At 63.7% G+C, this 21,442-nt stretch carries 17 protein-coding genes; 6 read left to right on the top strand and 11 right to left on the bottom strand.

Annotation, left to right across the window (positions count from 1 at the left end; all coding sequences use genetic code 11):
• Positions 1 to 187: 187 nt before the first annotated feature.
• Positions 188 to 3,337 (bottom strand): TonB-dependent receptor domain-containing protein, encoded by a 3,150-nt coding sequence (locus ACOJSI_RS10695; RefSeq protein WP_420138274.1) that lies wholly within the window; start codon positions 3,335 to 3,337, stop codon positions 188 to 190.
• Positions 3,338 to 3,351: 14 nt separating this feature from the next.
• Between ACOJSI_RS10695 and ACOJSI_RS10700 the strand changes: the two genes are divergently transcribed.
• Complete coding sequence (locus tag ACOJSI_RS10700; RefSeq protein ID WP_420138275.1) at positions 3,352 to 3,861, top strand: hypothetical protein; 510 nt, start codon at positions 3,352 to 3,354, stop codon at positions 3,859 to 3,861.
• 23 nt (positions 3,862 to 3,884) lie between these two features.
• Here the strand turns inward: ACOJSI_RS10700 and ACOJSI_RS10705 are convergent, their stop codons facing one another.
• The 4 genes from ACOJSI_RS10705 to xseA are packed head-to-tail and all read right to left on the bottom strand — an operon-like array spanning position 3,885 to position 7,711.
• On the bottom strand, positions 3,885 to 5,132 hold the full coding sequence (locus tag ACOJSI_RS10705; RefSeq protein ID WP_420138276.1) for an aspartyl/asparaginyl beta-hydroxylase domain-containing protein: 1,248 nt from the start codon (positions 5,130 to 5,132) through the stop codon (positions 3,885 to 3,887).
• Positions 5,132 to 6,061, bottom strand: coding sequence for a M23 family metallopeptidase (locus tag ACOJSI_RS10710; RefSeq protein ID WP_420138277.1), 930 nt, complete (start codon positions 6,059 to 6,061; stop codon positions 5,132 to 5,134). The genes ACOJSI_RS10705 and ACOJSI_RS10710 overlap by 1 nt, the downstream gene beginning before the upstream one ends.
• Positions 6,058 to 6,255, bottom strand: a complete 198-nt coding sequence (locus ACOJSI_RS10715; RefSeq protein ID WP_420138278.1) for a DUF2093 domain-containing protein — start codon at positions 6,253 to 6,255, stop codon at positions 6,058 to 6,060. The genes ACOJSI_RS10710 and ACOJSI_RS10715 overlap by 4 nt, the downstream gene beginning before the upstream one ends.
• A 40-nt stretch (positions 6,256 to 6,295) precedes the next feature.
• Complete coding sequence (xseA, locus tag ACOJSI_RS10720) at positions 6,296 to 7,711, bottom strand: exodeoxyribonuclease VII large subunit (RefSeq protein WP_420138279.1); 1,416 nt, start codon at positions 7,709 to 7,711, stop codon at positions 6,296 to 6,298.
• Between xseA and purD the strand changes: the two genes are divergently transcribed.
• Entirely contained in the window at positions 7,710 to 8,987 is a 1,278-nt protein-coding gene (purD, locus tag ACOJSI_RS10725; RefSeq protein WP_420138280.1) for a phosphoribosylamine--glycine ligase, read from the top strand. The genes xseA and purD overlap by 2 nt on opposite strands.
• 182 nt (positions 8,988 to 9,169) lie before the next feature.
• Positions 9,170 to 9,688 carry a hypothetical protein gene (locus tag ACOJSI_RS10730; RefSeq protein ID WP_420138281.1) on the top strand — a complete coding sequence of 173 codons (519 nt, stop codon included), beginning with the start codon at positions 9,170 to 9,172 and terminating at the stop codon, positions 9,686 to 9,688.
• A 33-nt stretch (positions 9,689 to 9,721) separates the two neighbouring features.
• Here the strand turns inward: ACOJSI_RS10730 and ACOJSI_RS10735 are convergent, their stop codons facing one another.
• From ACOJSI_RS10735 to ACOJSI_RS10750, 4 genes are all read right to left on the bottom strand, one after another.
• Positions 9,722 to 11,014 carry a hemolysin family protein gene (locus ACOJSI_RS10735; RefSeq protein ID WP_420138282.1) on the bottom strand — a complete coding sequence of 431 codons (1,293 nt, stop codon included), beginning with the start codon at positions 11,012 to 11,014 and terminating at the stop codon, positions 9,722 to 9,724.
• Positions 11,015 to 11,079: 65 nt separating this feature from the next.
• A complete protein-coding gene (locus ACOJSI_RS10740) occupies positions 11,080 to 12,948 on the bottom strand; it encodes a tetratricopeptide repeat-containing sulfotransferase family protein (protein ID WP_420138283.1) in 1,869 nt (622 codons plus the stop codon).
• Between the two features lie 51 nt (positions 12,949 to 12,999).
• Positions 13,000 to 15,423 (bottom strand): ligase-associated DNA damage response DEXH box helicase, encoded by a 2,424-nt coding sequence (locus ACOJSI_RS10745; RefSeq protein ID WP_420138284.1) that lies wholly within the window; start codon positions 15,421 to 15,423, stop codon positions 13,000 to 13,002.
• A 183-nt stretch (positions 15,424 to 15,606) separates the two neighbouring features.
• Positions 15,607 to 15,798, bottom strand: coding sequence for a hypothetical protein (locus tag ACOJSI_RS10750; protein ID WP_420138285.1), 192 nt, complete (start codon positions 15,796 to 15,798; stop codon positions 15,607 to 15,609).
• Positions 15,799 to 15,895: 97 nt separating this feature from the next.
• Here ACOJSI_RS10750 and ACOJSI_RS10755 point away from each other — a divergent pair, with 97 nt between their 5' ends.
• Both ACOJSI_RS10755 and ACOJSI_RS10760 read left to right on the top strand, forming a co-directional pair.
• A complete protein-coding gene (locus tag ACOJSI_RS10755) occupies positions 15,896 to 16,894 on the top strand; it encodes a ligase-associated DNA damage response exonuclease (protein ID WP_420138286.1) in 999 nt (332 codons plus the stop codon).
• A gap of 3 nt (positions 16,895 to 16,897) precedes the next feature.
• Positions 16,898 to 17,338 carry a GFA family protein gene (locus ACOJSI_RS10760; RefSeq protein ID WP_420138287.1) on the top strand — a complete coding sequence of 147 codons (441 nt, stop codon included), beginning with the start codon at positions 16,898 to 16,900 and terminating at the stop codon, positions 17,336 to 17,338.
• 379 nt (positions 17,339 to 17,717) lie between these two features.
• Here ACOJSI_RS10760 and ACOJSI_RS10765 read toward each other — a convergent pair whose 3' ends face one another.
• Positions 17,718 to 17,939, bottom strand: a complete 222-nt coding sequence (locus tag ACOJSI_RS10765) for a hypothetical protein (protein ID WP_420138288.1) — start codon at positions 17,937 to 17,939, stop codon at positions 17,718 to 17,720.
• Between the two features lie 293 nt (positions 17,940 to 18,232).
• Here ACOJSI_RS10765 and ACOJSI_RS10770 point away from each other — a divergent pair, with 293 nt between their 5' ends.
• Entirely contained in the window at positions 18,233 to 19,183 is a 951-nt protein-coding gene (locus ACOJSI_RS10770) for an arginase family protein (RefSeq protein ID WP_420138289.1), read from the top strand.
• Here the strand turns inward: ACOJSI_RS10770 and ACOJSI_RS10775 are convergent.
• The coding region (locus tag ACOJSI_RS10775; protein WP_420138290.1) for a cold shock domain-containing protein at positions 19,170 to 21,442 on the bottom strand (2,273 nt) is incomplete at its 5' end. The genes ACOJSI_RS10770 and ACOJSI_RS10775 overlap by 14 nt on opposite strands.

Below are 21,442 nucleotides of genomic sequence, written 5' to 3' on the forward strand. Positions count from 1 at the left end.
TTATTCTCGGTCCCTCAGGTGCATAGTGTCAGCTGCGTCACCGCCGCCGCGGCCACGCCGCGCACGTCCATTACCGGCTGGCTTCGCAGCAGCGCTTAGCGCGGTCCTCCGCAATCGCAGCGCAGACGAAAAAGGGGCGGCCAAATGGCCGCCCCTTCTCGTTTCAGACGTTTCGTCCGGGCCGCGCTTAGAAGCGGATCCGACCGGAAACGAAGAACGAGCGCCCGAGCACGTCATACAGCGTCGGGAAGGTATTGCTCTGTTCGCCGTTGCCACCGTTCTGCTGGGATGCAGCCAGCGGCGGCTTCTTGTCGAACAGGTTGCTGACACCGGCGGTGAGAGTGAGGTGATCACCCGCGTCGCCGCTGACAGTGGCGTCAAAGTAGTTGCGCGCCTTGAACTTCTCGGAAGCGTAAACGACGGTTGGATCGTCGTCGTGCGCCTTGCCGATATAGCGCCACTGCACCGATCCGGTGATCGGACCGACGGCAAGCGTGGTCCGCATCGAGTGACGCCACTTCGGCGTCGGCACGCCGCAACGCGCACCAAAGGCGCCTGCGCAATGATATTCGATATCAACGCCGACCAGCGGCCGGAAATTGTTCTTGATCAGGCGCGTCCCGGCGAACGACAGGCTGAGCTTCGCATCATTCGAGAAGATCTGGCCAACGTTCGTACGATAACCTGCCGTCACGTCGATACCGGACGTCTTCAAGCCACCGCTGTTGATGTAGACATCCCGGAACGAGTCAATCTCGCCGAACGAGTTACGACGGATGATATCGGAACCGCAATAGGACTGAATGAAGCTCTGGAAGCAGGCCGTTCCGATTGTCTGCGTTCCGATGCCATGGGTGATGTAGTTGCTGATCTTGATGTTGTAATAATCAACCGTGGCACTGAAACCGCGCAGGAAGGATGGCGTGTACACCGCACCGACCGTGAACGTCTTCGCCGTTTCCTCACGGAGGCTGGAATTGCCGCCCAAGAAAGTGACCGGATTGACGTTGTTCGGATCCTGGATGGACGGATCGCCGATCCGGCTCAGCGGAGCACCTGCGGCAGTGAACTGCGCGACGCAGATGTCGTGCAGCTGGCCCGCGCCGACGGCCTGCGAAGTACCGCAGAAGTCTGCATTGCCGCCGAAGCTGACCGTCTGACCCAGGTACAGCTCGCTGACGCTCGGCCCACGGATTGCGCGCTGATAATTACCACGGAAGGTTAGATCGCTGAACGGCGACAACTCCGCGCCCGCCGACCAGGTGAATACGTTACCCGGCGCATTGGAATAATTCGTGTAGCGCGCAGCGCCATTCAGCTCGAGGCGATGCACGATCGTATCCGACAGCAGCGGTACGTGAACTTCGGTGAACAACTCCTTCACGTTATAGCTGCCCGACGTCGGCTGACCCGGATTGAAGCCGGCGACGTTGCCGCTGGCCAAATACGTGTCCGGGGTGACCGCGCCATGCTCGCTGCGCCACTCGGCGCCCGCCACCACGCCGACGCCGCCGGCGCCGAGGTCGAAAAGGTTCGAGTTGGTGATCACGAAGCTGGCGACCTGAGTCGTATATTCTTCGAGATTAGTCGCTCCGACCGAGATGTAGTTCGCAGCTTCAGGGCTCAGCTGGTTGAGGCCGAAGATGTTAGCTGGCGCACAGCCTGCGGCACGCGCCGATTCACTGGCACACTGCAGGTTGCCATTCGCATCGAACGAAGTCGTAACTGCGTTAACAAACTTATCGATGGCGACGTTGCCCAACTGACGCTGCGAATTTTTGGTCCGGGCATACATGTAGTAGCCGTCATAGCTGAAGCCGCCGCCAATATCGCCCTTCATGCCGGTGACGACGCGGAAGGCATTACGCTCGTCGAAGTTATAGCGTGGGCCGATCTGCGTCGTGCGGAAGTTGAAGTTGCTGCTCACATAGCCGTCGCCGTCCGTATCCAGCGACCGCAAAGCTGCCTGCAGCTGCGGATTGAAATACGGCGAATTGGTTTGCAGCTGAATTGCACCAATAACGCCGTCACCGAACGGCGTGCCGTTGCCAATCGGCGTTGCCGCCAATTGCGTCGGCACACGGTTGTTGGTGAACTGCGCTTCCATATAGGGTTGGAAGGCGTCGCTGATCTCATAATGCGCCATCGCCGAAACAATGAAGCGCTCTTGCGGAACCTGCAGATAGTTTACCGGTGAATAGTTATAGCCGTCGGCCGCAGTATAGCAGCGCGACGGGCCAGCAGCCGTGGTCCCAAAGGTCTGAACGTCGCATCCAGCGCCTTGTCCAAGCGCGGCACCCAGACCGGCAACGTTGATACGGCCCTGTGGTACCGATGGCGAGCCACCAGCTGCAACCAGCGATGTTCCGTCGTCGCTCAGCGCGTCGCGGCTAAAGCCGCGATCGCCCGCGAAGGTCGGCTTGCGCTTCGAATATTGCGCGAACATCGTCACGTTACCGCGACCGTCGTCGAAGTTCGAGCCGATCGTGCCGTTCAGATCCCAGATCTGGCCATCGCCGCGGCCGGTTACATTATACTGGCTGTTCAGTTCCACGCCCGAGAAGTCGCGCTTGAGGATGAAGTTGACCACACCCGCAATCGCGTCCGAACCATAGACGGCGGACTGACCGCCGGTGACGACGTCCACGCGCTGGATCAGCGCGGACGGGATCGTATTGAGATCGACGACCTGGTTGACGTCGTACGACATGTAGCGCCGACCATCGACCAGAACGAGGGTGCGCTGATCGCCCAGGTTACGAAGGTTAACCGTTGCAACACCGCCGCCGGGGTTATTCGACGTCGACGACGTCGTCGGCGTGACCTGCGGAAGATCGTTGAGGACGTTTTCAATGTTGGTAGAGCCTGCGCGCAGCGCGATATCTTCGGCGCCGACGATCTGGACTGGGCTGGTGCCGGTCAAATCCGGGCGCGCAAGACGCGAGCCAGTAACGATGACTTCCGACCCTGCTTCATCACCGCTTCCCTGAGCCGACGCGAGCTCGGGAGATGCTGCCGGCGGAGCGGCTTGCGCAAGAGCGGCGGTCGAAAACATCAGGCTCGCGATCATCGACACGCTGCCAAGCGCAGTCCGACCGAGCAATTGATGACTTTTGATCACAATGTGTCCCCTTTTGTGGAGCAATCCTTCTGGATGTCTCCGTGTTGCCGGCTCGACACAGGCGTGTGTGCCGGCGAAGGCCGAGACATGACAATGCTGTACTGCACTGTAAAGCTGGCGTTCATGTGGATTGACCGGTAACGGACAGTGTGTAGCGAAATCGCAACACAAACGTGCCAGCCTGACAGTCAAAGGAAGGATATCCTTTGTTTTCAAATATTTCCAGAATGTTGCTGGTCGTTGGCCTGTCTGTGCCGACGATTGCGATGGCCGAAGCCGGACAATCGGTGGCGCTCGAACCACTGCTAAGTTGCAGATCGGTAACGGAAACGACTGCGCGGCTGGCCTGTTTTGATACCCAGGCGGCGGCGCTCTACGCTGCGACGCAGAATAAGCAAATTACGGTCGTTGACGCCGCTGAGATGAAAAAGGTGCGCCGCTCCCTGTTCGGCTTCCAGCTGCCGCGCCTCAACCTGTTGGCGCGAGATACCGCCGGCAACGATCCGGAAAAGGATATCGACGAAATCCAGTCAACGATCAAAAGCGCGTTCCAGCGCGGCGATGGCCGTTGGGTGGTGGTGCTGGACGATGATGCGCGCTGGGTTCAGAATGACAGCACGACGCTTCGCTTCGATGCGAAGGCCGGTGATCCCATCCGCATCCGCAAGGCGGCCATGGGCAGCTATCTCGCCCGGATCAACAATCAGACTGCGATCCGCATGATGCGCGAGAACCGATAATCGCCGGTCGTTGCATGTCCGGCTTAGCCGCCGGACGCGCGCACCAGTTCACGCTCCGCCGTGCTTAAATGCGGGTTCCAGCAGTCGAAAATCAGGATGGCGCGTGGCCGATCGCTGTCGTTCCACGCCTCGTGCTCGATTGTGTCGTCGAACACCCAAGCCTTGTTCATCTGCCAGCTGCGTGTCTCGCCGCCCACGCGGAAGCGGCAATTGCCAGGCAAGACCAAAGGCAGATGCACCGTTCCCCGGATATTCGTCGATCCGGTGTGGGGCGGGATATGCGTGTGCGCATCCAGGATGGAAAAGAGCGCCGTCGGCCCTTTCCCGGGCAAATCGAGGATGGGCAGCCGATCCAGCAACGCAGCCGTACGGGGGCAACGCGCGAGATTATCCGCCTGCGGCACACCGTCGCGCCATAGGAAATAGGCGCCCCAGCGCGGCGATCGGTTCAGATCGGCCCACTGGTTGACGGGCGCTCCTTCGGGAAAGTCCACATAGGGCGCCGGCTGATCCGATGCTTCCTGCCAGCGGGCGAGCAATTCGCTGCGGATCATGTCCGTCGCTTGCTCAAGCTCGTGAAGCCACGGGAACAGATCGTCCTCAAAAAATTCGTCGGCCGGCAGAAAAGGAAAATGGCCCCCGACGGGCTGCTGCGGGTAGATACGCCGCGTGCCGCTGAGATGCGCGAGATAGGCAGTCGCACGGCGCCAATTCTGGTCCGGATGCGCCGCCAGCGTGGACGCCGTGGCCGCCCTGAGCGTCTCCGCCGTACGTGCATTGGCCTGGCCGACAACCTCGCGCGCGCGGCCGACCGCAGCCTGCACCGTTTCCGGCATTGTCGAAACATCGGGGTAGGATGCCAGTAGACCGCGATAGACTTTGACGGCGGCGTCTTCTTCGCCGAGCGCTTCGAGTGCGGCGCCCTTCGCTAACAGCGCCGGCAGCAGATAGGGGTCGATGCCTAGCGCGCGATCGAGCGCGGTAATTTCGTCCCCGCGCGCGCCGGCCCGCCGATGGGCATCGGCTAGGTTCAGCCACAAGGGCGGCGCGCTTGGGTCCAGCGCGGTCGCCTCGCGCAGGGCCAACACCGCCTGTTCGGGCCGTCCCGCCGCCATCTGGCTCAGGCCGAGCTGGTTGAGCGCAGCCGGATGCGGCGGCACACCGCGCAAGGCGGACTGCAAAATCGACACCGCCTCCTCAAACCGGCCACCACGTTGAACAAGACGCGCCTGCTCCATCGCCGCCGCGAGCTGGGGCGCGATCTCCGCCATCACTTGGCCTGTGATTGCGGCATTGGCCCCACGACCAGCAAAGGATCGATGCGAACGCCGTTCCAGGTCATGCCCCAGTGCAGATGCGGCCCGGTCGCGCGCCCGGTGGCTCCGATCAGCCCGATCGATTGGCCGCGTTTGACGTGATCGCCCGTTCGCACGTCGATACGCCGCAGATGCATCATCGCGCTGACCAAGCCGAAGCCGTGGTCGATCATGACCAGATTGCCCTCAAGGCTGAATGGACGCGTTGTCGCAAGCACGATGACCCCGTCGGCCGGCGACAGGGCCGGCGTACCTTCCAGTGGCGGCGCGCCAACGGCACGGGCAATGTCGAGCCCGCTATGCGGTGCACCAGCCACGCCCTGCGCGTAGATGCGCTGCGATCCGAACAAGGTGCTGATCCGGCCCAATGCCGGCCAATGGAAGGTCTGGCGCCAGCCATCACTGTCTGCATTGGTGGCGCGGGCGGCCTCGATCTGCGCCACCTCCGCGCTGCGGATCCGCTGATAGGCGGGGCTTGGGGTTGTGCCGCGAGACAGCGTCGACAGCCTGGAAATGTCCCAATGCCGCGGCAGAACATTCATCGGCAAGCGCAGCAACCGTCCGTCCTGCAGGCGTGCCTCCAGCGTGGCGGACGGGGTCGCATCCCGTCCGAAGCCGATGATGAAGCGCCCGTCGGCGGCAAAACGGACCGGCTTGTTGTCCAGCAGCAGCAATGCCGTCCCAACCGGCGCGGTACCGCTCAGCAAGGCCCCCTGCTGGGGCGTCGCGCTCAGCCCGAAGACCCGTGCATCCACCACCTGCGGCGGTGGCGGGATGATGGGCTGCCCTACCGGCGGAGGGGTCGTCGCCGGCCCTGGCGCGGCCGGCCGTGTCGCGCATCCGCCAAGTCCGAGCAAGACCAGCAGCGCCCAGCCGGCCCTCAAGCCTTGCGCTCCGCCGCGCTGGCGAGCTCGGCGGTCGCATAGGCTTCCTGCCGGCTCACGCTCCAATAGCGCAGATCCTCCAGCGAAATCGCCTCGCCCGATTTCGCACACACGACGTAGTCGCCGGGCACGAGCACCCGAAACCCACCTGCAAGATAGTGAAGCTTGGCCTGCTTCCCTTGCGCCATCAGCATAGTCCTTACGCCTTTCCACTCAGCCCTATCGGCCGCCCCGTCACAGCAATGTCGGCTGCTCGGGCTTGGCGCGTTCCATAGCAGGGCGAGGACTTCCCTCAACCCGCGCCGCGATCCGGCCATCGGCAAAAACCAGCGTCACTCCCCCGGCCGCACGCGCGGCCGGCACCGAACCGACGACCTTCCCGTCGCGCGCTTCCACCCGCGCATAGCCGCGCGCCAAGGGACGATCAGGATGCAATTGTTCGGCGACCCGCCACAGCCGGTGGAGCCGGTCACGCGCCTCCGCCACGCGCCGCTCCACCAGCGCCGGGCGCAACCGCACGGCCGCCAGCCGCTCCCGCCCACGCGCCACCTTGGTGCCGAGCAGACCGGGTCGCAGCGCTCCCGCCGCTTCGGCCAGATCGCGCCGCGCATGCGCCAGCGCGGCGGATAATCCGCGCGGCAGCCGCTCGCTCAGTTCGTCCAGTTTCTGTCGCTGCGGTGCCAGCAGGCGCTCGGGCGTGGGCAGATGGCGGGCGACCGCAGTCAACCGCTCGCCCGCATGATCGCGATAGCGCCGCGCGCATCGACCGGCGCGCAGGCCGAGGTCACGCACGCTGGCCAGCAATTCGACCCGGACCGGTACCGCCATCTCGGCCGCCGCCGTCGGCGTGGGCGCCCGCACGTCGGCGGCGAAATCGCACAAGGTCACATCCGTCTCGTGCCCGACGGCCGAAATGACCGGGATCGGCGAGCCTGCGACAGCGCGCACCACCACTTCTTCGTTGAACGCCCAAAGGTCTTCGATGGAGCCGCCGCCGCGCGCCACGATGATCAGGGACGGGGGTTCGGCCATCGCCGCAAAGCCGCTCACGGCCGCCGCCACCTGTGCGGCCGCGCCCTCCCCCTGCACCGCCACCGGCCAGACAAGAACATGGGTCGGACAGCGATCTTCCAGCCGATGCAAGATGTCCCGAATGACCGCTCCGGTCGGCGAGGTCACAACACCGATCTTGCCCGGCAGGAAGGGCAATGGTCGCTTGCGCGCACCGTCGAACAGGCCTTCCGCCGCCAGCTGGCGGCGGCGCTGGTCGAGCAGCGCCATCAAGGCGCCCTGCCCCGCCAGCTCCAGCCGCTCGATCACGATCTGGTAGCGCGATCGGCCCGGGTAGGTGGTGAGCCGCCCGGTCGCGATGACCTCCGCGCCGTCCTCCGGCCGGAACGCCAGTGGCGTGTTCTTCCAGATGACCCCGTCCAGGCAGGCCCGATCATCCTTGAGCGTCAGATAACTGTGGCCGGATGCCACGCGTTTATAGCCCGAAATCTCTCCCCGCACGCGCACGTGAGAGAAGGCGTCCTCGACCGATCGCTTAAGCGCACCGGAAAGCTCCGACACAGAAAGCGCAGGCGAATTGTCGCCGCGCGACTCCTCCGCTAACAGCGCCGCAGTTTCCGGGGGAAGTGAAGACGCCATGAAGGTCCTGCTCATCGGTTCGGGTGGGCGCGAGCATGCCCTTGCATGGAAGCTCGCGCAATCGCCCCGGCTCAGCAAACTGTTCGCCTCGCCCGGCAATCCCGGGATCGCGGCCCATGCCGAGCTGGTCGACATCGCGCCCGACAACATCGTCGGCTTTGCGCGCGAGGAGAATATCGGTCTGGTCGTCGTCGGCCCCGAACAGCCATTGGTGGACGGACTGGCTGACGCCTTGCGCGCACATGGCATGCTGGTCTTCGGCCCATCGGCGGCGGCCGCTCAGTTGGAAGGATCGAAGGGCTTCACCAAGGATCTGTGCCGCCGTGCCGGCATCCCCACCGCGGACTATGATCGCTTCCAGGATGCGGCTTCGGCCAAGGCGGCGCTGCCGCGTTTCGGCCTCCCCGTCGTGATCAAGGCGGATGGGCTGGCCGCCGGGAAAGGCGTGGTGATCCCCACCACGACGGCAGAGGCGGAGGCTGCGATCGATGAGATGTTCGGCGGCCAGTTCGGCAGCGCCGGCACGGAGGTGGTTATCGAAGAATTCATGACCGGCGAGGAGGCAAGCTTCTTCGCGCTGACCGACGGCACCACGATCGTCCCGTTCGGATCCGCCCAGGATCATAAGCGCGTCGGCGATGGCGATACCGGTCCGAATACGGGCGGCATGGGTGCGTACAGCCCGGCATCGATCGTGACGCCGGAGATCGAGGCCCAGGTGATGGAGCGGATCATCCGGCCCACCGTCGCCACCTTGGCAGCGGAGGGCATGCCTTACTCCGGTGTCCTCTATGCCGGGCTGATGCTGACCGAGGACGGTCCTAAATTGATCGAATATAATTGCCGCTTCGGCGATCCCGAGACGCAGGTGTTGATGACCCGCTTCGATGGCGATTTGGTCACGCTGCTGGCAGACGTCGCCGAGGGACGGCTTGATGAGATCGCACCGCCGGTCCTGGCGGATCGGGCGGCGCTGACCGTCGTGATGGCTGCCGACAATTATCCGGGCACGCCGATCAAGGGCGGTGCCATCGGCGGTATTGACGTCGCGGAGCGCGACGGCGCGCAAGTCTTTCAGGCCGGCACCGCAGAGGTCGGCGGCCACTTGGTCGCGGCAGGTGGGCGCGTGCTGGCGGTGACGGCCACGGGCCACACAGTGGCGGAGGCGCAGCGCCGTGCCTATGCGGCCGTCGATAAGGTCGACTTTCCGACGGGCTTTTGCCGGCGCGATATTGGCTGGCGCGAAGTGGAACGGGAAGCGGGGCGGGTTGCCTGAATCGGCTCCGCGCGGCTAGGGGCGTCGTCCATCCGGTCAAGGTCTTCGCGTCAGGCCGTGACAGGCTCAGCCTAGCCGGAATACTGGCCATCCTGAGCCAATTCACGATCCGACCGAACAACATTGCGCATTAACCAGATGATCGCGTTTCAGAACGGCATGATCAATCCGAGGGAGTACCGATGAGCACCACCACGATTATAGTCATTGCCGTGATCGTGGTGATCGCGTTGCTGTTCCTGTTCCTGATCTACGGCCGCAAGCAGCATGTCACGTTAGGCGATACTGCGCCGGCGGCGCGGCCAGCTCCCCTCCAGCGCACTGCTAGCCCGCCCCCTTCGGCGGCAGCGACGGCGGAAGGGCATGATGTCGGGACGGAGATCGCCGACGCGGTCGAAGATGTTGTCGATCAGTTCATGGGCATCCAGTCGCATGCGACCGACCTGCCGCCTGCAGCGGGCGACCGCCTGACGCAGCTCAAGGGGCTCGGCCCCAAAGCGGCGAGCCTGCTGCAAGATCTGGGCGTGACCCGGTTCGAACAGATTGCCAGCTGGAATGACGCGGACGTCGCCGCCATCGACGCACGTATGGGCGCGTTCAAAGGGCGCATCGCACGCGATCGCTGGGTCGAACAGGCACGGCTGCTTGCAAGCGGCGATACGCAGGCATTCGAGGCGGAATTCGGCAAGCTGGGAAGCTGACCGAAAGGGCTCCATCGGCGGGATGAGCGGTCGTTACGCGGGCAGCTGCGATACGAGCAGCTTGTCGATCTTGCGACCGTCCATATCGATCACTTCGAAGCGCCAGCCGCTCTCGTCGAAGCTTTCGCCCACCGTTGGCAGATGCTTGAGCACCGACAGGACGAAGCCGGCTGCGGTCGCATAATCCCTATCTTCGGGCAGATCGATGCACAGCCGTTCCGCCAGCTGATCCGCGGCAAGCGAGCCGGACACCAGCCAGCTGCCATCCTCGCGCTGCACCAGCGGCGGATCGGTATCGTCGTCCTGATCGGACACGAACGCGCCCACGATTGCAGCGAGCAGGTCGGCCGGCGTTACCAAACCTTCGAAATGGCCATATTCGTCGTGCACGAACGCCATCGGCACATCGGCCTCGCGGAGCACGCTGAGCACATCCATCGCGTCCATCTGGTCCGACACGACCGGCGCCGGCCGCATGACCTCCAGCAGTTCGATCGATTTGCCTGCCATCATCACGGCGAGCAATTCCTTCGCCTGAATGACGCCGATCAGCTCTTCCACCGATCCGCGGCCCACCGGCATACGGCTGTGCGGTAATTCCTCCGGCAAGGGCTTAGGATCGTCCAGGTCGATCCACTCGACTTCCGTACGCGGCGTCATCACTTCCCGGACGGGTCGATCGGCCAGCCGCACCACGCCCGATATGATCGCGCGCTCATTCTCTTCGATCACGCCGGCGGTCGATGCCTCCGCCACCACCAAGTGCAATTCCTCCGCCGTGACCTGGCTCTCACGCCGGCTGTGCATGCCGAGCAGGCGGATCAACAGCGCGCTCGAATGCTCCAGCAGCCACACGAACGGTGCCGCTATCCGGGACAGCCACAGCATGGGCCGGGCCGCGATAGCGGCGATCGGCTCTGGCGCGGTCAGCGCGATCTGCTTCGGCACCAATTCGCCGACCACCAGGCTGAGGTAGGTCGTGATGACGATGACGAGGCCAAAGCCCCAATTTTCGGCTGCTTCATGGCCCAGGCCGAACAATTCCAACCGCTCCGCCACGGGCGAGCCCAGCGCGGCGCCGGAAAAGGCGCCGGAGATGACCGCGGTCAGCGTGATGCCGGTTTGAACCGTCGATAGAAATTTACCCGGATCGGATGCCAGATCCAGCGCGACCCGCGCGCCGCCGCGCCCGCGCCGCGCCATCGCTTCCAGCCGCGGTTTGCGCGCCGACACAATGGCGAGCTCCGACATTGCAAAGGCCGCGTTGACGAGGATCAACGCGATCAGGATCGCGAAGCTGAACCAGGGGAATGGGTGAAGTGGCATGATGATGCGCGAACCCTATCGCGTACGCGGGCCGATTGAGCAAGCCGAAGCGTGCGTGCTGACCGTCAGACGCGATATCCCAGTCGTTCCGCCCACGGCGCCAGGATCGGCAAGATCGGCTCTAGATGCGATCGATACCGCTCCCACCGGCCGCTGGCACGCTGGTAAATCGGCTCTGTCACTTGGGCGTAGCTCGCCGTCGGCACATGCGCGCGGCGTTTCGCACTCGCCTGGTTGTCGAGAACCTCGTCGCGCCACGGCACGTCCAGGAACGAGAGCAGCGGCCGGATCTCCCCTGCCAGATCCGTTACCATGCGCTCATAGCGGATGACATGCGGGCGCAGGTCCAGCCGCTCGACCGACTGGGTCCAGACCCGCATGGCAAGATCGTACAAGCGTGCGGCGCTTTCCAGATCATGGAAATGAACCGAGGCACGGTTGGTCTGGAAGCGCGCCATGAAGCAGCTGAGCACCACGTCGCAGGGATGCCGTTCGACCATGATGAAACGTGCTCTTGGAAAGATCCGGTGGATGAGCGGCGCCCGCGCGAGGTGGAGCGGGAATTTGTCCACGATCTGGCGGCCCGACCCGATATCAGGGCGCAAGCCGCGCAGGGCTTCAAAATAAGTGGTGCGTAACCGATCCGCGTCTGCATCATTGATGTCGCTCAGCGGCTTCGCACCCAGCTGCGCCTCGCACCGCTCCACCATCGGCATCTCTTCCAGCACCTCCAGCTCGGGCACGGCCATCAGCAGCGTGTCGAGCAAGGTCGTTCCCGACCGGGGGAAGCCCACCAGGAAAGAGGGCACGGGCCTATCGTCGGCGCCTTCGCGATGCGGCCAACGTGCCAGCCGCTGCGGCGCCAGCTCGTCCTCCATGCGGCGGATCGCCGCCGGGAGATCGAGCGATCGGGCGAAATCGGCGGCAGGGCCGATCGCGCCCAGCCGGTTCATCTCGGCAAAGGCGCCAAATGCCCGCTCCGCATCGCCCAGCCGATCCCATAGATCGCCTAGCAGCTGCGCATGGCGGGAAACGTCGACGCCGTCGCGTACCCGCTCCGCCAGCGCGAGCGCTTCCGTGAAGCGCCCTCTGCGCTTCAGCAACCATGCCTCGAGAAAGTCGATCGCTGGCGCGTCGATCGCCTTCTTGCGCGCCTGCTCCACCAACGCCTGCAGTTCGTCGAGCCGGCTCAGGCTCTCCAGCATCATGCCATATTCCAGATAGCTGGCGGGTAGATCGGGGGCGAGGGCAAGCGCGCGGCGATAGGCCGCTTCCGATGCAGCGAGATCGCCGGCCGCGCCTTCGGCCAAGCCGAGTTCGATCAGCAAAATCGCCTGGTTCGGCATGGTCCGCACCGCGCCGCGCAACAGTCGCTGGCGTTCGTCATGGCGTTCGCCCCGCGCCAAGGCGCGGGAGAGGTTGATCACGATATCCGGCTGTGGACGTAGCGCCATCGCGCGCTCCAGCGCATCGACCGCGCCACCAACATCGCCGGTTTGGGTCAGCACCAGACCCAGATTGTTCCAGCTTTCCGCATCCTCCGGAAAGCCGGCCAGCACGCGACGATAGCCGCCGATCGCAGCGGCATGACGGCCTTGTTGCTGATCGACGAAGGCAGCGATCCGGGCCAGCTGCGGCACGTCGGATCCGGCCGCTACGGCGCGGGCTTGGTCCAGCTCGCCATTATTGACGAGCGCGAAGCCAAGTCCGATCCGCAGAGGGACGTTGTCCGGAGCGGCAGCCACCGCGACTTTCAGAAAGGGTATCGCCTCACCGGGACGGCCGGTCTGCGCGGCGACCATGCCCAATATCGCATTGAGCGTCGGATCGCGCGGCATGCTGCGCAGCAAGGGGCGGCCCAGCCGCTCCGCCGTTGCATAATCCCCTGCCTGATACCGCTCCAACGCCTGGGTGAGCGTGGCTTGTTCCGTCAAAATCCTGTTCCCCGCAAAAGCGATGCCGCGATACCGTCCCGGGCGGGGAACTCAAAGCGCCTCGCCCATCGCCTCCGCGGCCAGTGCTTCCGCTTCGATCAGCAAAGCATCTTCGGTATTGTCCTGCGTGACGCGTTCCCGCCCGATCAGCACCAATACGGGCACGGCGAGCGGCGAGACGCGGTCCAGCGTGACGTGCAGCATCGTGCCCGCCGCGCGCTCCAGCAGATCGGCGAGGCGGCCGACGTCCGTCATGCGCGCGCGGGCATCCTCCCACGCGGCGCGCATCAGCAGATGATCGGGCTCATATTTGCGCAGCACGTCGTAGATCAGGTCGGTCGAGAAAGTGACCTGACGGCCGGTCTTGCGCTTGCCGGGGTGCTGGCGCTCGACCAGCCCGCCGATCACGGCGACTTCGCGGAAGGCGCGCTTGAGCAGGCTGGATTGCTGGACCCAGTCGACGAACTCGTCTTCCAAGATATGTCGGTTGAACAGCGACGCCGGGTCGGTCACAGGTTCGAGGCTGTAGGTGGCGATGGCGTAATCGCTGGCGACGAAGCCGATCGGCTTCAGTCCCGCCGTCTCCATCCGGCGCGTGATCAGCATGCCGAGCGACTGGTGCGCGTTCCAGCCTTCGAAGCTGTAGACGACCATGTAGTGCCGTCCGTCGCGCGGAAAGGTCTCGATCAGCAACTGGTCCGGGCGCGGCAGGGTCGAGCGACGCGACTGCATCTCCAGCCACTCGCGCACATCCTCGGGGAAGCGCGGCCATTGCGACGGATCGGCAAAGTAGCGGCGCACGCGATCGGCGAGGTTGGTCGAGATCGGCATGCGGGCGCCGCCATAGGTCGGGATGCGCGCGGGCTTCTTGGTGGCGTGGACGAACAGATCCTCGCCGTCCTGGCGTTCGACCTCCACCGACAGGCCGGCGAAGAAGAAGGTGTCGCCGGGGCGCAAGGTCGCGGCGAACCCCTCCTCCACCTTGCCGAGCGAACGGCCATTCTTGAACCGGACGTTGAGCATCGTCGCCTCGACGATGATGCCGGCGTTGAGGCGGTGCTGCTCGACGAAGCGCGGGTGGCTGACGCGCCACAGACCATCCGGCTCTTTGGTCAGGCGGCGGAAGCGATCATAGGCCTTGAGCGCGTAGCCGCCGGTGGCGATGTAATCGAGCACCTGGCCGAACAGTTCGGGCGACAGCGCGCTGTAGGGCAAGGCGTCGTGCAGCTCGGCGAGCAGATCCGCTTCGTAGAAGGGCGCGGCGCAGGCGCAGGCCATGACATGCTGGGCGAGCACGTCGAGCGAGCCGGAGCGGAAGACGTCATTGTCGAGTTCGCCCTCCTCAATCGCGTCGAGCGCGGCGCGTGCCTCCAGATATTCGAAGCGGTTGCCGGGGACGATGACGGCTTCGGACGGGTCCTCCAGGCGATGGTTGGCGCGGCCGATCCGCTGGGTGAGGCGCGAGGCGCCTTTCGGTGCGCCCATCTGGATGACGAGATCGACGTCGCCCCAGTCGACGCCAAGATCGAGGCTGGCGGTGGCGACCAATGCGCGCAGCCGGCCCGCGGCCATTGCCGCCTCCACCTTGCGCCGCGCCTCGATCGAGAGCGAACCGTGGTGGATGCCGATCGGGAGCGTCATCGCGTTGACGGTCCACAGATCCTGGAAGATCAGCTCGGCGAGGCTGCGCGTGTTGCAGAAGATGATGGTGGTGCGGTGGGTCTCGATCTCCGCCATCACCTGTTCGGCGGCGTAGCGGCCGGAATGGCCGGACCAGGGGATGCGATCCTGCGGGATGAGGATCTGGAGATTGGGCTCGGCGCCGGGATCGCCATTGACCTGGGTGACCGCATCGATGTCGCCGCCGGGGGCGAGCCAGGCGCGGTAGGCATCGGGATCGGCGATGGTGGCGGACAGCGCGACGCGGCGCAGGTTGGGCGCCAGCGCCTGCAGCCGCGCCATGCACAAGGACAACAGATCGCCGCGCTTGCCGTTGGCGAAGGCGTGGACCTCATCGACGACGATGGTCGAGAGGTTCTCGAATAGGGTGCCGCTATCCTTGTGGCTGAGCAGCAGGCTCAAGGACTCCGGGGTGGTCAGCAGCATGTGCGGCGGCTTGACGCGCTGGCGCGCCTTGCGGTCGCTCGGCGTATCGCCGGTGCGGGTCTCGACGCGGATGTCGAGGCCCATCTCCGTCACGGGATCGATCAGGTTGCGCTGGACGTCGATCGCGAGCGCCTTGAGCGGGGAGACGTAGAGCGTGTGGAGACCATCGACCCGATCGCCCTGAGCCTGTCGAAGGGTCAGGTCGACCAGGCTCGGCAGGAAGCCGGCGAGCGTCTTGCCCGCCCCGGTCGGCGCGACCAGCAAGGCATGGCGGCCGGCGCGCGCCGCATCGAGCATCTCGAGCTGATAGCGCCGCGGCGCCCAGCCGCGGGCGGTGAACCAGGCGTCGATCTGTGGGGGGAGGGTCACGGTGCGTGAGATAGGGTGTGCGGCCGCTCGCGACACCCTTCCCGTTCGTGCTGAGCTTGTCGAAGCACTGTCCTTTCGCTCGACCAAGACAGGACAGGCCCCCTTCGACGCCGCCTGCGGCGTTGCTCAGGACAGGCTTCGACAAGCTCAGGGCGAACGGTGGATTTGGTGGCCGCGCCAGCCTCAGAAGTTTTTGGTATCGGGGTCGCTCGCTTTGTCTTCGGCGTCGGTGCGTTGGTAGAGGTTGTGCGTGGCCTGTTCGGTGCGCTGCACATCGGCGCGGCTGCGCTGGCGGTTGCGCAGTACCGCGAAGACCAACACCACCAGCAGCAAAAAGCCGCCGATCGCCGCGATCAGGCCCAGGCCACCACCCATCTTCCGTCTCCCTCTGTTCGTGCAGGACAACGCAAGGGGCGGCATTGGTTTCCGGGCCCGCTGGAACCGAAAGACGTGTCCGACCATATAGTTGGCGATGGCGCGCCTGGGATCCTGGATCGAACCGCACCCGCATGGGCTATATGTGCCGGCGGCGGATGCATGGATCGATCCATCGACCCCACAGGCGCGCGCGCTGGTGACGCACGGCCATGCCGACCATGCGCGCGGCGGGCACGGCGCGGTGCTGGCGACACCCGAGACGCTGGCGATCATGGAATGCCGCTACGGCCCGCAGAACGGCCAGCCGGTGGCCTATGGTGAGAGCCTGAAGCTGGGCGACGTCGAGGTGAGCTTCGTGCCGGCGGGGCATGTGCTGGGATCAGCGCAGATCATCCTGGAGCATAAGGGCGAACGGATCGTGGTGTCCGGCGATTACAAGCGCCGGCCCGACCCGACCTGCGCGCCGTTCGAGCCGGTGCCGTGCGACATCTTCATCACCGAGGCGACGTTCGGCCTGCCCGTGTTCCGCCACCCCGATACCGGATCGGAGATCGACCGGCTGCTGGAGGCGCTGCACGCGAACCCGGAGCGGTGCGTGCTGGTTGGCGCCTATGCGCTGGGCAAGGCGCAGCGAGTGATCATGGAGCTGCGCGGGCGCAATCATCACGCGCCGATCTTCCTGCACGGCGCGCTGCAGCGGCTGTGCGACCTGTACCGGGACTGGGGCGTGCCACTGGGCGAGTTGCGGCCGGCGACGGGGCTGAAGGCGGCGGAGATGAAGGGCGCGATCGTGCTGGCGCCGCCGGGCGCGCTCAACGATCGCTGGTCTCGCCGCCTGCCCGACCCGATCACGGCGATGGCGAGCGGCTGGATGGGAGTGCGCCAGCGCGCGCGGCAACGCAATGTCGAGCTGCCGCTGATCATCTCCGACCATGCCGACTGGGACGAGCTGACCGCGACCATCCAGGAAATCGCACCGAGCGAAGTGTGGGTGACGCACGGCCGCGAGGAGGCGCTGGTCCATTGGTGCATGACCCGCCAGATCAAGGCGCGGGCGCTGGCGCTGGCCCATTATGAGGATGAGGACGATTAGACGATGACGCTGCCCGCCGACGAGACCGCATTGCTGGACGGCGCCTGCCATTGCGGGGCGATCCGCTTCCAGGTGCGGCTGCGCGGCGGGCTGGCGGCGGCGCGGCGCTGCAGCTGTTCCTATTGCGGCATGCGCGGCGCAGTGGCGCTGACCGCCGCGATCGACGACCTCAGCCTGCTGGAGGGCGCGGACAGGCTGGCGACCTATCAGTTCAACACGATGCAGGCGGAGCATCATTTCTGTTCGGTCTGCGGTATCTACACCCACCATCGGCGGCGATCGAACCCAAACGAGCTGGGGATCAACGCCGCCTGCCTAGGGATCAGCCCGTTCGATTTCGCGGCGGTGACCGTGGTGGATGGGGTGAACCATCCGAACGATACGGGCCGCAGCCGGGTGGCGGGGATTTTGCGGTTCGAGCCGGCGACGGACGGTAGCGACTGAGCCATGGGGCGGCGCATCGGACGGCTGGGTAGCGCGATCCCCTCATGAGAATTTTTTTCTGTCGTCGGCCGCGTGGCGGCTGGCGAGGTTTCAAAGAGCCCGAAAACGCAACGAAAACCTAAAAAACACCAGAAACGAACTTGATGATGTGGGGAATGCTACGGCATTTCCGGATGGAACATATAGCGAACATACGACGATATGTCAAGAGGATGGGGCGGTTTTTGGTGGGGTGACGCGGGGATGTTTGCCCCCTGCCTTCATCGGCTGGTGGCGGGCCAGGTTCGTGGATCCCAGCCTGCGCTGGGATGACGGGTTGGGCGGCGTGGAGATGCCCCCGTGCGCGAGCGGAGGCTGGCGTCGGGACGCGCGGCCGCGCTTAATGGTGTGCGGTTTTGGCGTCCGCTGAGGCGCCGGAGAAGCCGGCGCCCTCCTGCCCCGCTTCGCGCCCGGATGCGCGCCGGCCTGGGCTTGCACGCCGCCGGACGCCGCGCAGATAGCGCATCAGCCGGTCGAGCGGACGACCGCCGGCGCCAAGCCCGAAGTCCACCGGCATAGACCAGGTGCGCGGATCATCAATGTTGAAATCCTGTGGAGTCACGTGGGGCATCCCAAGAGAGTGACCGCCTATTATCACAAATATTTTTCAGAAAAACGCCGACTGTTTCATTTGAAATAGGTCCACGGTCAGGCGAACAAGAGATGAGGATGATCCGAAAGCGCGGAATTCCCTCCATATTGTAGCGTTTCCAACATCCTTTAACAGTCGCCGTCCCCGCTCGCCCGGTCACCCGGCGTCTCCAGCGGCCCCGGTCTCCGCCGGGGCGACGGCGGGCGTCCCCTGCCCCGCTTGGCCGTGCGGGAACCGCACCGCCGCCGAAACGTCTCCGCCCCATGCCCAAACGACAGACCTTCATCGACCTGCCCGAGGCCGACCTCAACGCGCTGGGCGATGCCCGTGTCGTGGTGTTCGGCGCCTCCGAAGCCTCCCCCTATGTCGCCGGCGAGCCCAGCCATTCCGCCGATGGCCCGGCCGCGCTGCGCAAGGCGTCGGCGCAGTTCGGCAAGAGCCTGGGCCAATATGATTTCGATCTGGACGCGACGATGTTTCCGGACATCAAGGCGGGCGACACGCGCGGGTGCGTGGATGCGGGCGACGTGGCGACCAATGCGTGGGATGCCGCGCAGAACCGCGAGCGGATCACCGCGGCGACGCGCAAGGTGCTGGAGGCCGGCGCGGTGCCGATATTGCTGGGCGGCGACGATAGCGTGCCGATCCCGATGCTGGCGGCCTATGAGGGGCACGGGCCGCTGACGGTGTTGCAGGTGGATGCGCATGTCGACTGGGCCGACGTGCTGCAGGGCAACCCTTATGGCTATGGATCGACCATGCGGCGCGCGGCGGACTATCCGTGGGTCAAGCATATGGTGCAGGTGGGCATTCGCGGGTTGGGATCCGGCGAGAGCTGGCAGCATGACGATGCCCGCGCGTGGGGATCAAAGCTGATCAGTTCTTACAAGCTGCACGATGAGGGTACGGCGGCGGTGACCGACCTGATCGAGCCGGGTGCGAAGGTGTTCCTCTCGATCGACTGCGACGGGATCGACCCGGCGGTGCTGCCGGCGGTGAACATGCCTACGCCGGGCGGGCTTACCTATGAGGATATGATCCGCATTTTACGCGGCGTGGCGGCGAACGCGGACATCGTGGGGCTGGCAATGGTGGAATATGTGCCCATGCGGGATGACCGGCATTTGATGTCGGGGCTGGTGGCGGCGCGGATTGCGGCGATTACGATGGGGTTGGTATTAGGGACTAATAAACCGCAAGCTATCCACGCCTAACCTCGGTCGCACAAGGGCCTTTATAGTTTTCGCCAAGGCTGAACGTCACGGCGTCGCCAGGAGCAAGCTGATCAAAGTTTGTATCATCCGTCAAATCGGAACGGTGAAAGAATAGATCACCGCCCAGCTTGTCTGTAACGAAGCCATAAGATTTTTCTGGTAACACTACCTTTATTATCCCTGACAGCGACACGCTTGCTTCTTGACCATTATTTCGGCGAACCTGCATTGCGCAAATCTTTCCTTCACGCAGCTCAGCCTTGAACCGCACCGCGACTCCTACCTTGGCCTGTGAAATGGCGTTTGGAAATTCAGAGAAATGAAAGAAAATCTCCTTCCCATTGAACCGAATGAACCCGAAACGCCTGAGGACATTAACTCGTTCTACTGTCCCGTGAAACGCCTTGCCGATATCATCTTCGTTGCAAGGCAGCACATTGCCCCGCAAATTAAACGGCTGTTCCATGGAAAGTAGTGGATCGAACCGCAGAGCCTCCACATCCTCGTAACAGCGCTCGACATCCGCCCTCAGACCGCTGACAGAGAGCTTATCGGCAAGTTGTAAAAGTATGTGCTGCGAGCGGCGTATTGTTCCGAATATCCGCTCATCATGAAGTTCGCCCGGGATGGTTTTGAACCGTTCATAGGCGGAGCGCACATCACTCAAGCTTTCCGAGTAACCACCTCGATCGAACGCGTTACTCGCGCTACGCAGCTTGACTTGTATCCACGTGTCAAAAGCCATACGCCGGTGGAGTGTTGGTAGTTGGACGTCGTGCAGCAGTCGGGCGAGGCGAGTGTCGGCCTCCTCAAACTTCCCGAGATACATTTCAACCCGGGCCAGCTCGAGCAAGATAGCGGGAGCGTCAGGATCCAGCGACTCCGCGATTAGGAGTTGCTCGGAGGCCAGCTTAGCATCGTTGAATCCGCGAAGCAGAAATCCGGCGTACCAATATCTAAGCGGTGCCGAGTTTGGCTCCAAAGCGACGGCATTCTCGTATGCCTCTGCTGCAGCTGGCGGCCGGTCGCCATACGCCTCGACCAATGCTTCGACACGATATACCTCCGAAAAGGTAGGATCTAGCTCTTTGGCTTGAGCGACGAGGCGCCTTGCCTCTTCAAATTTATGAGCAGCACTCTCTCCCAAGGCCTGCGTTAAAAATTTCGCCGTGATTGCATCCGCCTGATTGCGGCAGGCGATGCTTTTTTTGTTGTAACGGTTGTTACCGCGATCCGCCAACAGGCGCTCAAACTGCATCGAGACTTCGTTCCTACGCTGCTTGAAGCTAAGGCTTTCCTGGGTCGACGGCGCGTGGTTCCTGAGGATGTACAACCTGGGGAGCTCGTTTAGCTCGTATACGGTCTCGCTTCCCGCTTCGGTTAATACACTCGACATGGAAATCAGGTTCGCGGACTGCAGCGCAGCGAGCGCCTGCTGCAGTACATCGCCATTTAGCCCAGATAGATAGGAGATCATGGCGAGTGGATGGCGGCCTGGAACCGCTATCATCGCCTTGCAGATTTGCTCCCCTGCTGGCGATACGTGCTCGTACACATTGGAGAGACAGAAATCGAGGAACGTCTTAGGATTGGTAATTGCAACATCAGGGCGACGTCCGCACTGAACGCAAGACACAAACCATTTAATGAAACCCGGGTTGAGCTTCATGCCGGTGACATAGCTGCGTAGCACCTCGGTTTTCGCCTTGTAGATGTCTGGGATACGCCGCACTTTAGCCGCAGCCCGCAACAGTTGCACGGCCTCTGCAACAGAGAGACCGCTCAGTCGAAAAGGATAGCTCATCTCGCCTATTCCGACGCGCGAGGTTGCCAATATCTTACTTTTCCCGACCGACCGCCGAATAAATTTGGTTAATAGCGGATCTAAAACTGTCTCAAGATTGTCCAGTATCAGCAAAATTTTGAAGTTATTTAAATATTCTGCAACCTCGTCAATTACTGTGTCTTCGTCAGTTCGAGCGCCTAGCTGTATCGCCGCAGACTTAATCAGCCCAAGTGAATTTTGGATAGCTCCGTCAATCGTTTGAATATCATCGAGAGTCAGAATGGTGCGCTTTGCGGTTACCCAAACAATAGCGTCAAAGTCGGAGGTTGCGTCATCGAGCAACTCATAAGCAACCTTAAGGGCAAGGGCCGTTTTGCCAAAACCACCCTCCCCAACAACAGTCACGACCGGCCAGTTTGAACGGCACGCTGCCAGCAATTCCGAGGTCTCCTTCTCTCGACCGAGGAAACCCG

The organism is Sphingomonas sp., assembly GCF_048595155.1.
In the GTDB taxonomy this organism is placed as follows: domain Bacteria; phylum Pseudomonadota; class Alphaproteobacteria; order Sphingomonadales; family Sphingomonadaceae; genus Sphingomonas_I.

What these genes read in the sequence shown, in the direction of transcription:
- ACOJSI_RS10730 (WP_420138281.1), top strand. Translation starts at nt 9,170, where the DNA reads ATGAGCACCACCACGATTATAGTCATTGCCGTGATCGTGGTGATCGCG.
- ACOJSI_RS10770 (WP_420138289.1), top strand. Translation starts at nt 18,233, where the DNA reads ATGCCCAAACGACAGACCTTCATCGACCTGCCCGAGGCCGACCTCAAC.
- ACOJSI_RS10750 (WP_420138285.1), bottom strand. Translation starts at nt 15,798, where the DNA reads ATGGGTGGTGGCCTGGGCCTGATCGCGGCGATCGGCGGCTTTTTGCTG.
- xseA (WP_420138279.1), bottom strand. Translation starts at nt 7,711, where the DNA reads ATGGCGTCTTCACTTCCCCCGGAAACTGCGGCGCTGTTAGCGGAGGAG.
- ACOJSI_RS10705 (WP_420138276.1), bottom strand. Translation starts at nt 5,132, where the DNA reads ATGGCGGAGATCGCGCCCCAGCTCGCGGCGGCGATGGAGCAGGCGCGT.
- purD (WP_420138280.1), top strand. Translation starts at nt 7,710, where the DNA reads ATGAAGGTCCTGCTCATCGGTTCGGGTGGGCGCGAGCATGCCCTTGCA.
- ACOJSI_RS10755 (WP_420138286.1), top strand. Translation starts at nt 15,896, where the DNA reads ATGGCGCGCCTGGGATCCTGGATCGAACCGCACCCGCATGGGCTATAT.
- ACOJSI_RS10760 (WP_420138287.1), top strand. Translation starts at nt 16,898, where the DNA reads ATGACGCTGCCCGCCGACGAGACCGCATTGCTGGACGGCGCCTGCCAT.
- ACOJSI_RS10735 (WP_420138282.1), bottom strand. Translation starts at nt 11,014, where the DNA reads ATGCCACTTCACCCATTCCCCTGGTTCAGCTTCGCGATCCTGATCGCG.
- ACOJSI_RS10715 (WP_420138278.1), bottom strand. Translation starts at nt 6,255, where the DNA reads ATGCTGATGGCGCAAGGGAAGCAGGCCAAGCTTCACTATCTTGCAGGT.